The 15,008-nt window shown below is 46.7% G+C and carries 13 protein-coding genes; 6 read left to right on the top strand and 7 right to left on the bottom strand.

Annotation, left to right across the window (positions count from 1 at the left end; genetic code table 11):
• The first annotated feature begins 4 nt into the window (after positions 1-4).
• From cysI to ACOZB4_RS08565, 3 genes are all read left to right on the top strand, one after another.
• Entirely contained in the window at positions 5-1,723 is a 1,719-nt protein-coding gene (cysI, locus tag ACOZB4_RS08575) for an assimilatory sulfite reductase (NADPH) hemoprotein subunit (RefSeq protein ID WP_379413763.1), read from the top strand.
• A gap of 157 nt (positions 1,724-1,880) precedes the next feature.
• A complete protein-coding gene (locus tag ACOZB4_RS08570; RefSeq protein ID WP_379413765.1) occupies positions 1,881-2,432 on the top strand; it encodes an RNA polymerase sigma factor in 552 nt (183 codons plus the stop codon).
• Positions 2,425-3,552: a DUF4179 domain-containing protein gene (locus ACOZB4_RS08565; protein WP_379413768.1), complete on the top strand. Its 1,128-nt coding sequence runs from the start codon at positions 2,425-2,427 to the stop codon at positions 3,550-3,552. Before ACOZB4_RS08570 ends, ACOZB4_RS08565 begins: the two co-directional genes overlap by 8 nt.
• A 49-nt stretch (positions 3,553-3,601) precedes the next feature.
• On the opposite strand, the gene ACOZB4_RS08560 is transcribed toward ACOZB4_RS08565, so the two are convergent.
• Both ACOZB4_RS08560 and ACOZB4_RS08555 read right to left on the bottom strand, forming a co-directional pair.
• A complete protein-coding gene (locus tag ACOZB4_RS08560; RefSeq protein WP_379413771.1) occupies positions 3,602-4,807 on the bottom strand; it encodes an MFS transporter in 1,206 nt (401 codons plus the stop codon).
• A 175-nt stretch (positions 4,808-4,982) separates the two neighbouring features.
• Positions 4,983-5,228: a LysR family transcriptional regulator substrate-binding protein gene (locus tag ACOZB4_RS08555; RefSeq protein ID WP_379413774.1), complete on the bottom strand. Its 246-nt coding sequence runs from the start codon at positions 5,226-5,228 to the stop codon at positions 4,983-4,985.
• Between the two features lie 179 nt (positions 5,229-5,407).
• On the opposite strand from ACOZB4_RS08555, the gene ACOZB4_RS08550 reads away from it, so the two are divergent.
• On the top strand, positions 5,408-6,127 hold the full coding sequence (locus tag ACOZB4_RS08550; RefSeq protein WP_379413776.1) for a YebC/PmpR family DNA-binding transcriptional regulator: 720 nt from the start codon (positions 5,408-5,410) through the stop codon (positions 6,125-6,127).
• A gap of 122 nt (positions 6,128-6,249) precedes the next feature.
• Here ACOZB4_RS08550 and ACOZB4_RS08545 read toward each other — a convergent pair whose 3' ends face one another.
• The 4 genes from ACOZB4_RS08545 to ACOZB4_RS08530 form a co-directional block, all read right to left on the bottom strand.
• The gene (locus ACOZB4_RS08545; RefSeq protein WP_379413778.1) at positions 6,250-7,458 is read right to left on the bottom strand and encodes a peptidase; all 1,209 of its coding nucleotides are present in this window, start codon (positions 7,456-7,458) and stop codon (positions 6,250-6,252) included.
• Between the two features lie 226 nt (positions 7,459-7,684).
• Positions 7,685-8,866: an MFS transporter gene (locus tag ACOZB4_RS08540; protein WP_379413780.1), complete on the bottom strand. Its 1,182-nt coding sequence runs from the start codon at positions 8,864-8,866 to the stop codon at positions 7,685-7,687.
• Position 8,867: 1 nt separating this feature from the next.
• The gene (locus ACOZB4_RS08535) at positions 8,868-10,148 is read right to left on the bottom strand and encodes a hypothetical protein (protein ID WP_379413782.1); all 1,281 of its coding nucleotides are present in this window, start codon (positions 10,146-10,148) and stop codon (positions 8,868-8,870) included.
• Positions 10,149-10,166: 18 nt separating this feature from the next.
• Positions 10,167-11,339 (bottom strand): ROK family transcriptional regulator, encoded by a 1,173-nt coding sequence (locus ACOZB4_RS08530; RefSeq protein ID WP_379413785.1) that lies wholly within the window; start codon positions 11,337-11,339, stop codon positions 10,167-10,169.
• Between the two features lie 819 nt (positions 11,340-12,158).
• Here ACOZB4_RS08530 and ACOZB4_RS08525 point away from each other — a divergent pair.
• Together ACOZB4_RS08525 and ACOZB4_RS08520 are read left to right on the top strand one after the other, a co-directional pair.
• Positions 12,159-12,680 carry a GNAT family N-acetyltransferase gene (locus tag ACOZB4_RS08525; RefSeq protein ID WP_379413788.1) on the top strand — a complete coding sequence of 174 codons (522 nt, stop codon included), beginning with the start codon at positions 12,159-12,161 and terminating at the stop codon, positions 12,678-12,680.
• A gap of 146 nt (positions 12,681-12,826) precedes the next feature.
• Positions 12,827-13,459 carry a YdcF family protein gene (locus tag ACOZB4_RS08520; protein ID WP_379413790.1) on the top strand — a complete coding sequence of 211 codons (633 nt, stop codon included), beginning with the start codon at positions 12,827-12,829 and terminating at the stop codon, positions 13,457-13,459.
• Positions 13,460-13,469: 10 nt separating this feature from the next.
• On the opposite strand, the gene ACOZB4_RS08515 is transcribed toward ACOZB4_RS08520, so the two are convergent.
• Positions 13,470-14,912 (bottom strand): ATP-binding protein, encoded by a 1,443-nt coding sequence (locus tag ACOZB4_RS08515; protein ID WP_422759525.1) that lies wholly within the window; start codon positions 14,910-14,912, stop codon positions 13,470-13,472.
• Positions 14,913-15,008: the final 96 nt, after the last annotated feature.

The raw sequence follows: 15,008 nt of genomic DNA, 5'->3' as shown, positions 1-15,008 counted from the left end.
GAACATGTCTGATAATAATCTAGTATCACCCCATAGTGCGCCGCATAGTGATGTTGAGGACATCAAGCGTCGAAGCAACTATCTGCGTGGCAGTCTTGTAGAGACATTAGAGGATCGCATTACGGCATCGATTCCCGAAGACGATAACCGCCTGATGAAATTTCACGGCAGTTATATGCAGGATGACCGGGATTTGCGTAACGAACGACACAAGCAAAAGCTTGAGCCTGCTTACCAGTTCATGCTGCGTGTTCGTGCCGCTGGCGGTGTCGTAACTCCGGAGCAATGGCTGATGATGGACCATGTAGCCCAAAAGTATGCCAACGGAACGATTCGCTTGACCACACGCCAATCTTTTCAGCTTCATGGCGTACTGAAGTGGAATATGAAGAGCACCATTCAAGAAGTGAATGAAGCCATGCTTAGTACATTGGCTGCTTGCGGTGACGTCAACCGTAACGTGATGTGCAATCCGAACCCTTATCAATCCGAAATTCATTCGGAGGTATACGAATGGGCACGTATGCTTAGCAGTCATCTCGATCCGCGCTCGCGTGCGTATCATGAGATTTGGCTGGACGGCGAGAAGATTGTAGACAGCCTCCAGGAGGAGCAGGAGCCGATTTATGGGCCGGTGTATCTGCCGCGGAAATTCAAGATCGGGATGGCTGTGCCGCCTTCCAATGATGTTGATGTGTATTCCCAAGATCTTGGCCTCATTGCAATCCTTGAGGAAGGACAATTGAAAGGCTTTAACGTTTCGGTAGGCGGTGGCATGGGGATGACACACGGTGATCCGTTAACCTATCCTCAAGTGGCAAAAGTCATTGGTTTCTGCAAACCCGAGCAGATCGTTGACTTGGCCGAGAAGACGGTGATGATCCAACGTGATTACGGAGACCGTGCGGTGCGCAAGCATGCTCGTTTCAAATATACGATTGATGATCGCGGAATCGATTGGTTTGTGGGCGAGCTCACCAGCCGTCTGGGTTGGAAGCTGGAGGAGGCAAAACCGTTTCATTTTGATCATAATGGTGATCGCTACGGCTGGGTTAAAGGCAGCAATGGCAAATGGCATTTTACACTGTTCATCCAAAACGGGCGTGTGAAAGACGAAGCCGATTACCTGCTGATGACAGGCCTGCGTGAAATCGCTCAAATCCATAATGGAGATTTTCGTCTGACGGCCAATCAGAATCTGATCATTGCCAATATCAGCAGCCACAAGAAGAAAAAGATTGAAGAACTCATCAAGCGTTACGGACTTATGGACGGTCATCATGATTCTGCCCTGAGAAGAAATTCCATGGCATGTGTAGCCCTACCGACATGTGGATTGGCGATGGCAGAATCCGAGCGATATTTGCCGACGTTATTGGATAAAATCGATGTCATTCTGGAAGAGAACGGACTTCGCGAAGAGGATATCGTCATTCGAATGACCGGGTGCCCGAATGGATGTGCCAGACCGATGCTGGCCGAAATCGCATTTATCGGAAAGGCGCCTGGAAAATATAACATGTACCTGGGTGGAGGTTTCTCCGGACACCGACTGAACAAGCTTTATAAGGAAAACATCGGTGAGGCCGAAATTTTGGATTCCCTTCGTCCCATCATGAAGCAATTTGCACAAGAACGCGAGCAAGGCGAGCATTTCGGTGACTTTGTTATTCGTGCCGGTTACGTGAAGGAAGTATTAGACGGGCAACAATTTCATGCATAATGATACTCAGTTATAAACAAACCGGAGTTCTTCTTGAGGAGAGCTTCGGTTTGTTTTGTTTATTGCACATGGGATTGAGATAAATTAAAACCGTTTTGGGAGTTCGTCCGTCTTAACCCATAGAGCATCATATAGAGAGAGAGAAGGAGAGGAGATCATGATGGGCTCCCAAGCAGAGATGAAAAAGGTGGTACTGACAACAACGGAAGAAGAAACCGATTTTTACCAGGCTATTATGGAACACAAGGACACACTGATCCATATTGCTTACAGTTATTTGCGCAACCGATATGATGCCCTGGAAGCGGTGCAGGAGATGACGTGTAGAGCATGGGTCAAGCGTTCAACGTTAAAAGAAGGGAGAGCATTCAAAGCCTGGATCATCCGCATCTTGATCTATGTTTGTATTGACGAACAGAGACGTCGCAAGCGAGCTGTCCCAGTGCCTGATCATGAGCTGGAAAAAGCGATTGTCGAACCAGCTTTGGGAGGGTTCAATCATAACAGGCTTGCTATGTGGCCCGTTCTGAAAAAGGTGAAGCCCAAGTACCGACATGTGCTGATATTGAAATATTATAATGACATGACGCTGAAGGAGATAGCTGCGATCCTCGGCAAGCCGGAGGGAACAGTAAAGACATGGCAGTACAAGGGGCTGGAGCATTTACGAAAATTAATGAATAATCGGGGGGAATGGCAGGATGACTAGTCCTGAAGAACAAGCAATGCTTGCCGATGCGGAACAGATCCGTCAGGAACAACGGCAGCTGCTTCATGCTATCGATGCTACATACGCTATTCAGCGCGGGTTGGCGATGGGACGGACGCGCGGGAAATCTCGAAATCATTCTTTGAAAGTGGCTGCTATCACACTCATAACTATTATGGCTGCCGGTTTGTGGCTGCTCAGTCCGTTCAAGGACACCGTTGCTCCACAGGCAGCCAAGGAGCAGACGTTGGACTGGGGAGCACTGAGCAAGTTTAAGGGAATGGATTATGATATCGATCAAAGTACATTGGAGTCGGCGATAAGAAACAATTATATTCAGATGATCAACAAGTCGGTGAAATCGGGACTTTACGAGATTAACATCGATGCTGTTACAGCGGACGAGAACAAATTAATACTGTTATATTCAGCCAAGACGGATTACAGCCAGGAGATCTATGATGTGAACAGTGTTAGAATGAAGGATGCGCAAACAGGCCGTTCTTTAGGAAATACCTCAAAAATAGGAGGCTGGGAGAGTCAAAGCTGGCAAGGGCGTGGAACATTAAAGTTGGATCGCAGCCAGCCTTTCCCTAGAAGCATTGAAGTGGATTTTCAAATTGCATCCGTAGATCGAGGCAAACTGTCTGATCCCAAGACAGGAACGGTCAAGTCAGAGATGAATTACTCCGAGAGGATGAAAATTAAGTTCAACTTGGATCCGAAATTTGCTTCAATCAAGACAGAGACGTATCAACCAAATCAAACATTCAAGCTAGGCGATCATCAGATTGTGTTATCTGAGGTTGAGATTTCTCCGCTCATGACACAAGTAAGATTCGCTTACGATCCTGGGAAAAAAATTGATTTTCAAACCAAGCTTTCGATAAGCGACATGTTACAACCATCTGAAATTGTATCGAAGACGGAAGATGGGCGAAGTTTTAAATTGTCCAGCTTGTCGGGACACGGAACGGAGGATGGGTCTCAGTATACGTTCAGCAGCAATATGCTGGATGATCCAGAGTCTATGGTACTGAAGTTGTATCCTGAATCCCGTTCATCGTATGCATCTGAACAAGAAGTAGAAAAACATATGCTGGAGTTCAAAATAAAATAAGAGAATAAGAGCCGCCTCTAGAAATGTGTGAGGCGGCTCTTATTGTTGTTCATTGCTCCAATACGCCGGCTGTGCTCGTTTTCTTTTTAAACAACGGGATCAGCAGCGCCGAACCGGTCAGGAATAAGAATGTGCTGGCCGCATAAACGGCGAACAGGGACAGTTGGTCTTTGAGCAATCCCCCCAGCGACATGCCCAGCACCATCATTCCCATATAGATGGGGGTTAGGGCGCCGCCGACCCGACCGATATACGGCCCCTCCGTATTGTTTAGGATCATGGTGTTGATTCCAATGTGGATGGTCGGATAAAAGAATCCGTTAAGCACTAGAAGCAGTATCGTAAAGATGACGCTGGTTGACCAGCCGATACCAAGGGTCCCGACAGCACTAACGCTCAGGCCGAGAGCAAGTAAGGTTTGAGGGGGTATTTTCTTAGCAAATGCCATGACGAAGCCTCCTCCGACGAGCATCGCCGCCCCATTGACCGTTAACAGCCATTGCAAGAATGACTTATCCTGACCGAGATTCTCAATCGTCACAAATATCGCGAGCGGCTGAATTAGTCCGGCTGCCAAGCCAGCCACGGCAAAGGTCACGCCCAGTGTTCGGAGCGTTTGATTATTCCATACATATCGAAGTCCTTCGATAAGCTCTTGTTTCAGGTTCTGCTGCTTGGATTGTGTCTCTTCCTGCAAATCACGAGGCAGCAAAGTCAGAATCAATCCAGAACCCAGGAATAACGCGCCTGTTGCGATCAGCGATATTTCAATGCCGAACCTTTGATATACAAATGCACCTGCGATCGGGCCGATGACCATAAAGAAGGCAACCATGGATTGAAACATGGCCATCACGGATTGCAGCTGTTCAGCGGGTACATGCTGTTTGAACAGCTTCATCGCTGAGGGCTGAGAAAATTGTGACAAGGCGGCTGAGAAGAATGTGAGTACCAGCAACGCCTGCCACGACCCGTTATGAACGGCAATCAGCACGAGAAATACCGATACCGCAGACAATGCATCAGAACTCACCATAGTACGCTTGGGTCGCCAGCGGTCCGCGAAAGTACCGCCGATGAAGGCAAACAAGAAAATGGGCGCAAATTCAGCTACGGATATGAGGGATACATACACAGGGTTATTGCCTGTCAAGTCGGTAACGTATAGCAGAATGGCAAAGTTACGAACCCAAATGCCAAGATTCAAGAGAATGCGTGACAAGACAATCGTTCGAACATAGGGATTGTTAAGCAAAATGAAGGTTTCTCCTTTCGGGATCTGTACTTAACAGATGGGATATCGTAAAAAACAAGCGAATGCGCATTTCGTTGTTTAATACATAGACATAATATTATTTTGTCTATAAATAATCAACTGTTTTTTTATTTCATCTACTTTTTTTCGTAAAAAAAGCGCTTCCCGCATTTGTTCATGAGCAGGAAGTGCCTTTGAGACATTCGAAGAGGGCAGCACTAAGACCAGCACGAACAAGACTTACAATAGCCGGAGGTTCGTCAACCCGGCATACATATTTGGGGGCAATTCCAGCCTCCTTCAAGAATTTCTCGTTCATTTGTTGGAATATAAAATCTTCCCTAAAGCCAATAAAAGTTTTATCCTTCAATTCATCCAAGTTAATGGGTGTATGGTCAGCGAGGCTGTGCCCTTGGGGCATGGCATGGGAAAGATAATCTTACTCGTCGGCGATCATCACGGATTGATGATTACGGGGATGTGTCTATTTTCCGGATATACGCTCTTAACCTTGTTCACGGGACTTAATAGAGATATAATGGACAGGGGTATTTATTGAATACCGGCTACAGATTCAATGATGAAAGAGAGCGGAAATGTATGGGCCGTAAATGGAATAATATTAAGGAAAAGAAAGCATCCAAGGATGCTAATACAAGTCGCGTATACGCGAAATTCGGTGTAGAAATCTATGTTGCTGCCAAAAAAGGCGAGCCGGATCCCGAGTCCAACCGTGCGCTGAAGGTTGTTCTTGAGCGTGCCAAAACATACAATGTGCCGAAAGCCATTATTGACCGTGCCTTGGATAAAGCCAAAGGCAGCGGGGATGAGAATTATGAAGAGCTGCGCTATGAAGGTTTTGGTCCGAATGGTTCGATGATCATTGTTGACGCTTTAACCAACAACGTCAATCGTACGGCGCCTGCTGTACGTTCTGCCTTTAATAAGAACGGCGGTAATATGGGCGTCAGCGGTTCGGTATCTTATATGTTTGATCCAACCGCAGTAATCGGCGTTGAAGGTAAGTCGGCAGAGGAAGTCATGGATCTGCTGCTCGAAGCTGACCTGGATGTCCGAGACATCCTGGAAGAGGAAGAAGCGGTGATCGTCTATGCCGAACCCGACCAGTTCCATGCGGTTCAGGAAGCATTCAAAGCCGCTGGTATTACGGAATTTACCGTTGCCGAGCTTACCATGCTGGCTCAGAATTTTGTCACCTTACCGGAAGAAGGACAGGTACAGTTCGAGAAGCTGACCGACGCATTGGAAGACCTCGAGGATGTTCAGCAGGTATATCACAACGTAGAATTTGAGGAATAGTTAAGTAACGATTGATATCTTACTACATTAAAAAAACATCGTATTCAGGAATTCCTGAGTACGATGTTTTTTTTGTTTTTTGGCGATTTATTTTAGCTACGGTAAGCAGCCAGAACATCAGCTTAGTTGTCGGCTTGAACCATAATCACTTCGGCGGAAGTGAATGCGGGTATGGACATGGTCATGATCGGGGAGTGGAAGACCACGATTTTCATGCCGGGTTCCAGCTTCTCGTCGGGATTCAGTCCAATCACTTGAGTATCCTTGGAGATGTTGATGATGATATCGTTATCCGTGGATTGATCTGAACCTACATTGATATACAGTTGATCCTTAGAAGTGCGTTCGGATGCAGTTATCGTGCCTTCGACTTTGGGCGCTGAGGTATCGGAGACCACGATCTTATCTGCATGCGACAGGGCAGGGTAAATCACGGACACGTATTCAGCTTCGATTCGCAGACCCGATTTCAAGGCTTCAACTGTTAATGGTTTGCCCTCGGCATCTACAATCTTTGTGTCGCCATCAACAGCGAGCACGATGTATTCGAGGTCACCTGCTTTTGTTGGTTTACCGGAAATCGAAATTCTTCCATCCTTCACTTCTGTAAGGATTCCGTCAATACCGGCTGCTTGCTCCTGATCGTTATTCTCGGCATCCGCGTTGACCCGAATATAATTCGTTGTTGATTGAGGCGGCATACTTAACGCAACGGCAGGTCCATAGAAGGAACGAATGCTCATGCCGGTTTTCAGGTCGCTTGCTTTCATAGTGTTGCCATTTTGATCGATGATTTTTGCTTTTGGATCCAGATGAAGCAGAATGGTCTCTTGGCTGTCGTTGTACAGATTGGTTCCCTCCACAAGGATACCTTGTTTGTTAACCTCGGAGATAGTTCCATCTATAACGGCAAAGTCGTGATCCTGAACAATAATCGTAAGCGCCGAACCTTGAGCGGGTAAGCTCTTCGTTATGTTTGGGCTATAGAAAGCTTTTATCGCTTTGTTTTTATCCACGATCGTTTGCAGCTGGACCTGGTTCCCTTGGGCATCGATGATTTTAGTATCCTTGGATACGGAGAGCCTGATTTCTTGTTGATCGGTTGCTGCCAACCCCCGGCCGGTTACGGTAATCCATGTGCCTGTTTTGTCATTTACGAAGTCCGTTATGTAGCCCATCGTTCCAGGCACGCTCTTCTTCACCTGGTTCATGATGTTACCTTGTCCCGTGTGGGCCGAAGCAGGAGGGACGTCCTGTGCATTCGCTGCTATCGGCATTGCCGCCATCGCTAGAACTGTAGCGGTTGTTAGTACTTTGTAGATTTTTTTCATGGTAGTATCCTCCAAATGTAGATTATCCTAGTACGCTAGGATTCAACTAAGTCTTATCATGAATTGGTAAAATGTACTTGCTGCTATATATCCATAGACGGACGGGACGTGCGAATGTTGCACAGAAGATGAAAAATCTCTTGTGAGCATCGTGGCAGTCTAAAAATAAAAAGATCGCCCGATGCTGCGGGCGATCTTGGGGAGCATAATGATTATGCAGAAATGATTAGGCTTTTGTCCGTCCAGGGGTGCGAATAAGCAGGGCCAACACTGTAATAATTGCTGTAAAAAGAAAGATCATATTAAATCCATGCTGAATGCCAAAGGAATCGGATACTTCTCCGATCAAGAGTCCAACAACGGCACCTCCCAAACCAGAGGCAACGTAGATGAGGCCTTGCAGTGACCCGGCCTGCTTCGTGAGTTTCGAAGCAATGCCCTGAGCCGTCGGGAACAATACGGACAGGGCAAGTCCGAACAGCATCATCAGATAGCTGGCGTTCACAACCAGGACCCGCCCGAGAATCAAGGCTAGAAAAGCGAATACGGAGAATCCGATCAAGGTGCGTCTTTCGCCAAGCTTGTAGATGATGAACCCGCCCACGAAACGTCCAATGGTAAATAAGAAAGCAAAGCTGGCAATGATATACGCTGCCGTTGAGGCTTTCTGCGCCGCGTCCATCCCGGCTATGTCCAGCGACGTATAGAAGATAGGGAAGAAATTCAGGAATCCGGCTTCTGCTGCAACATAGAACAAAATGAACAGAATGACGTATAAGATTTGGCGATCCTTAAACAATCTTGCAACCGACATCAAGCTGACTTTATCTTGTTCTTCGGAGACGACCTTCCGTTCCGGTTTAAACATCATAAGTCCAGCCAGAATGAGGGCAATCACGACGGCTACTCCGATATAGAACATCCGCCAACTGATGTTGTGAGAGAAAATCGCATTCAGTACGAGCGGAGTAACAATCATTCCAACTCCGAATAACGCGTTGGCTAGGTTGAACACCACGCCGGATCGTTCCTTGAAGAAGGTGGGGATCAGCGTCGCAACAGAGACTGTCATGGAGCCGATACCAACACCGACAATCAGATAGAATCCGAGAAAGAAGGCCACGGCATAGGAGGAGCCGGTTCCGATTAAACCGAGAATCATCAGAACCGTACCGAAGGTCATAACGATCTTGATGCCTTTACGGTCTGCGAATATACCGGCCACAAGGCTTGCCAGCAAAAATCCTACTTGAAAGACGGATACCATAACGCCGACTTGGCTGAGATCCAGATTGATATCGGTCTGGACCTTCTCCAGAATGAGCCCCTTGGTGTTCTGAATTCCGCCGAGTACAAACATGGTAGCAAAGATGAGAAAGTAAATAATGGGGCGCTGTATTTTTTGCATGCTAGTTCATTCCTTTCTCTCGATAGGTTTGTATGGCTTCAAACAGATCATCCGCAGCCCAGCCGTAACAATAGTACAGCAGTTCATCTGCGGCACTACGCTCACCGGCCTTCACGGCCTCGATCAGATTCTGAGGAGAGATGTTCCACATCTGAATTCCGCTATAGATACGCGTATCGGGGGCGGATAGATTTCGCACCTTGTTGTTCTGATCAGCGACAAATTGAATAGGGAACCCTTCTCGCTTAAACGTCTCATAGGACAGGTCGTACGGAAGCTCAAAGAATCTTTTAAAAGCTCGGAATGCGCTTTCCTGTTCCTCTGCAGTATCCGCTAAATAATGAATCAATCCTTGTACGTCCGCACCGCCGCCCAGCTTATGATACGGAAAATGTTTCAAGGCGGGCGCAAACTTCGTGATGCTTGCATAATCCTGACCGAGCATCCAGCTGTAAGCAGGAGGCCAGAGATCCAGCCACAAGGTAAAGTCTTCGTTTACTTTCCTTACGCGATCGATGAGACGTTCCACGAAGCCGGTTACGCTTCGTTGACGAAACGTGATCCATTCTTGTATAAGCTCATGGTTTTGGGCAAACGTTACGGCCTCCTCGAATTTTTTCTCTGCAATTAGAGAGGTCCATTGTCTCAGCGCATCCTTGAGGGCGCTTACATCAATGTGCTGTTTCAGCATTTTCTTCTCGCAGTGCGAACAGAAGCAAGTCAACAATCCTTTCGGGTTCACTTCTTCGCCGCCCCAATCCGGATACCGGATGCGATCAATCATGTAAGTCGTGTATCCGTAACGCTTGCGCAAGTCGAGCAATGCTGTTTCCCAGAAGCCGATGACATCAGGGGCATTGGGACAGAGCCAGTGAGGTATGACTTGTCCATCCATATCCGTAACTAGGTTGTTGGCGAGCAAACGGCCTTCAAAATGGCCATTTAAAATATTCAGCCACGGGATAATCTCGTACTCTTCGTCCTGCAGTGATTCTTTAATCATCATCAAAGGGTCCTGATCCGGGCTGAGGGTGAGTTCTCTTCGCTGATCAAGTCCAGAGCCCTCATAAGAAGGTAGGATGGCGTGCATCGTTCCCGTACCGAATACAACTTCGTGCACGGCGTTTCGCGGTAAACGGCCAACAGGGTTCGGATTTCGTTCGAAAATAGTATTAACTTCAGGGAAGATGTAACGGACATCCTTCAGCTTACGAATATAAGACATAATCTGCGGTATACCTTCGTCTACAATATCATGCGGGTGCAATTGGATTCCTGACATTTTATAATCACGCTCCTATTAGTAGAGTTGTTTGTCATTCATATATTGAAGTGACGGGTAAGCTTGCTTTAAGCCCAGAATGGCTATGCCTTGCAGTGCCGATTGATGCTGTAGGGTTGATATCTCGATCGTAACATCGGTCACGTCCGTAGTGTGGAGCCCCACTTTGGCCTTCAATCCTTCGAGCGAGAGGGATTGCGTTAATCCACCCATAAGCAGGATCTTCTCCGGATTGAGCAGGGAAATAATATTCAGAATGCCCAGGGCCAAATGCTCCTCGAATCTAGAAACCAAATGACATGCCTGGATATCTCCCTCCACAGACATCTCAAATACTTCTTTAGCCGTAAGCTTCTTATCGAAAATCTTAAGAGCAGCAGCTTCCAAACCGGAACCGGAACATATAATTTCAAAGTGTCCCTTGTCCGATGGGGTATACAAATGATGCTGCTGAAACAGCATGTAACCAATTTCACCTGCTGCGTTTCTTGCACCTCGTATTAATTTGCCGTCAATCAGAATAGCGGAACCCAGCCCGGTTCCAATGCCAATGAGCACGGCAGAGTTTAAATTCTGGAGCGCGCCGGCATACATCTCGCCGACAAGCGCAGCTCGCACGTCGTTCTCAACGGTAACGGGTACCTGAAATACGTTGCTAAAGTACTGCCTTAGATCAATGTTCTTCCATTCCGGCAAGTTGGGAGATCCTTCAAGGACCATGCCGCAGGATGGATCAACGATTCCGGGAGTGGCAATACTTATGAATGCGAGGCGGTAGGCCGGCTGTCTGGTAGATTCAATGAAATCTTTGATGTCGGTTGCCATATGGTCTAGAAATTCCCGGCTTGACTGATGCTTATAAGTAGCAACGGTATGCTTAGCGATGCATTCGCCGGCCAGATTGAATTGTCCGAAATGGAGGGTAGTCCCCCCAAGATCAACGGCGATACCGAAGGCGGCGTTCTTGGCAAAATGAAGTCTTGTGCCGCGTTTGCTTAAATCGGCGTCATCCTTCTCGTCAAAAATTAACTTCTCCTCAATGAGTGTCTTGACGATATCGGACACGGTTGCCTTGGTTATCCCGGTCTCTTTGGCAATGTCGGTCCGGGCTATAGGTCCCATATCCTTAATGGTGTTGAGCACAATCTCTTTGTTCATCCTGCGAATCGTGCTGGGCAAATGTACTTCCATTGTGTGCGATCACTACCTTCCTCTTTAAACACTTTGCCCCTTAAGTTTAATAAATAAACTTAAATGGACGCGGATGTGGGATTATCAAAACGTTTATGAAGAATTAATATTAAAAAACTCTATTTAAGTTTATAATATATCCTTAATGAAACCGGTGTCAATGGAAATTCATTAAACAATAAATGGTTGCCGACTGGATCACGTTCAAGTCGTCGCATATCTGATACCATATTGTTGGAGGATCATGTTATTGATGAAAAAGACGAGGGGTAGCGCAGTGAAGGAAGAAACGCTGCTTCAGCTATTGGACGAGTTGAATCAGCAATAAACATTCTATCTGGAGAGACCATGCACCTTCCCGAGCATGATACCGAGCTGTTCCGGACGGGTTCTAAGCCAAGGGAGATTAGCGCTTCGTGGCCTTCCATGTAAGAACTTATTGAACTGCTTGAGGGTCAGGTCCAGCGGATCGAACACAGGTACAGGGCGCATCTGCACGAGACGGTTTTATCTCCCTATACAACCTCCAAAGGTTTAAAGTTAACCAGGGTAGAAGAATTCTTAAGCTTTTGCTTATATCATGAAGGCATGCATTTTGATAAAATGAAATCGATTCTCAGCCAAAATAACCGGGAATTTGACATATTATGAAGGAGTCTTATAATTTAGGGCGAATATATTCGGAGTAGTCTGTACAGTGAAAGAGGGTGACCCGGCGTTATCAAGAAAGATCTGCATATACGGCGAATCGCATTTGCCTCTGTATTGAAGTGTGAGGAATGAGGACACTTAAATACAACTTGAAGAGGAGCTAGGCAAATGGATATCGTTACCGAAAGATTAGTGATTCGCGAGTTTGAACCAGATGATTGGCAGGATGTTCTGCAGTATACATCCGATCCGGTGGTGATGCATTACATGCCTGAGCCGGTGCATACGAAAGAAACGGTGAAGCAATTTTTGGAGCAGAACAAGGGCGAAAAAGCTCATCATTATGCGGTTATGCTGCAGGAAGATCAGCATGTGATTGGTCACATGGTGTTTCATCCATGGTTTGGCGAACATACGTATGAAATCGGCTGGGTGTTTAATTCGACCTATCATCGTAGGGGGTTTGCCACGGAAGCCGCCAGAGCTTTGCTTCAGCACGGCTTCGAGGTATTGGGATTGCATCGAATCATTGCGACATGCCAGCCCGAGAATACACCTTCGTACCGGGTGATGGAGAAGCTGGGCATGAGGAGAGAAGGCTATTTTCAACAGTGCATCCCTCGTGGCGATATTTGGTGGGATGAGTATTCCTATGCTATGCTAAAGTCTGAATGGCGTACTATTTCATAGTTCTGATGTTTTAACATGCTGTGCCCAATGTATCTCTCATAACAATGAGGTGCATTGGGCTTATTTTTTCAGAAATCTGTGAATAAGGGCGGCTTGCTTAGAACGGATGACTTAGCTAGATTAAGAGTGGGCGTTGGAGGTGCAACATGATGCGAAATATGCCCGCGAGGGAAACTGGGGGCAGAAGAAAGGGTATCGTGATTCGAGTTATGCTGGGACTAATGGGAATCCTGCTGATTTATACGATATATGTGGGCAGCACGATTTGGAACTACGCACAAAGAATAGTAAATATCCCGGCTGATGCAGCAATAGTGCTGGGGGCTGCAGTATGGGAAGGAGAGCCTTCGCCTGTTTTTCAGGGACGCATTGATCATGCACTATGGCTGTATGACCGTCAGTACGTAAACAAGCTGATATTTACAGGTGGACGTAGTTCGGATGATGAACTTGCTGAATCGGAAGTCGCCAGGCAGTATGCCATCGAGCATGGTGTTCCAGAGAGCGATATCCTTATCGAAACGGCTTCGAGGATCACCGAGCAAAATCTGCATTATGCCAATAAGGTAGGAGATTCAGCAGGGCTGTCCTCCTACCTTATTGTAAGTGACCCGCTGCATATGAAGCGGGCGATGATGATGGTAGAAGATTTGGGGCTGGAAGCCAATCCTTCACCCGCATCCCGGAGTGCGTATCAGAGCCTGAGAAGCAAAGTCCCTTTTTTAATCAGAGAAGTCTTTTATTATGTCGGTTATCAACTAGCTGCACCATTCCGATAATATGTATGCGTTATAAAGCCGGTAAATGGATCGTAAAGGTTGTCCCGTGATCAGGTATGCTCTCTACGTTCATCGTTCCGCCATGATTATGAATAATGTTCTTGGTAATCATCATTCCGAGTCCTGTCCCGGTGTCTTTGGTCGTAACAAAGGGCTGTCCCAGAGATTGGATCTGCTCCTGCGTCATTCCAACCCCTTCATCCTGCACGATAATTTGAACCTCTTGAGAATTGTGCAAAATGTCTAAGGTAATGGTACCACCTTGATTCATCGCTTCCATGGCATTTTTTAGCAGATTGATGAATACTTGCTTGAGCTGGTTTACTTCACCCTGAACGAAGACCGGAACCCTCGGATAATGAGAGATGATCTCGATATTTTTGAGGGCAGCTTGAACCTTCATTAGCGTAATGATCTGTTCCATAATGGCAAACACGTCGATGGGTCCGCTGATGTGAACGCCCTGCGGTTTCGAGAGCACCAGGAGTTCATTGACAATGAGCTCGATGCGTTTGAGCTCCGATTCAATGATTTCAAAATAAAGCTCGTTGCTGCGCTCCGCGGAGCGCAGCAACTTCACGAATCCATTAATCGAAGTTAATGGATTCCGAATTTCATGGGCAATGCCGGCGGCTAACTGGCCGGCGGTAGTCAGCTTCTCGGATTGCATCACGCGATCCTCTTCCATCAGCTGCTCTGTGATGTCTTTGAAGATCCCGACCGCCGCTTTCTCGCCTTCATAATTTATGATTAACGTGAACCCGTTGACCATTTTCTCTTGTCCGTCCAGACAGCGTATCAGATAATTGACGCTTCCGATCTCTCCACTTTCGGCATACCTTGCCCTTCGTTTGAATAGCTCGTTATGGTATGATACGTCAACGATCACATCAGTTGATATCCCCAGGATGTCACGGGGATGAGCTGCGTTAATAAGCCTGAGTGCCGCTGAATTAACATAGTGCACAATGCTTTTCTTGGTTATGAATACGGAGAGGGGAAGCCCCTCCAAAAGCTGCAGAAATGAATTTTCATCCTCATTAAGCTTTTGTTCCTTCAGCTCAAGCTGCTTCATTAGTTGTCTCAGCAAGGTTCGATCTTCGAATTGTACCAAATAGTCACGGCGACTTTGCTCGAGGTCCTGCTTAACGCTGATACGTACACTCAGGTACACTTCACGATCGGATGGATGGTGGTAAATATATTCAAACTGGGTTATGGATTGCTGATGATCTTGAGCGGCACTCGTGTTCTGAACCACTTGATTGAATAATTCGCGGAAGCTGTTTTCTTCTTGCGGCGCCCCGGCAGTTAGCTCCTGCTGTGTGTATCCCAATAGATCACATAGTGCCGAATTCACATTGAGAATCGTTCCATCAAGCGATACCATTGCCATTCCGATTACAGATTGTTCAAAGGCAAAATCATGATTAGGGCTGGAATAGGGCAGCACTGCAAATCTCCTTTCAAAATTTTGGGAGGATTGAATGTACCCATATTATAAGTGGGTCGAAATCATTCATCAATCCTTTAAAGCGATAGATCTAAG

The organism is Paenibacillus sp. NPDC058898 (genome assembly GCF_049316025.1).
Taxonomy (GTDB): Bacteria; Bacillota; Bacilli; order Paenibacillales; family Paenibacillaceae; genus Paenibacillus_AQ.
This window is presented reverse-complemented; position numbering and strand designations above follow the sequence as displayed.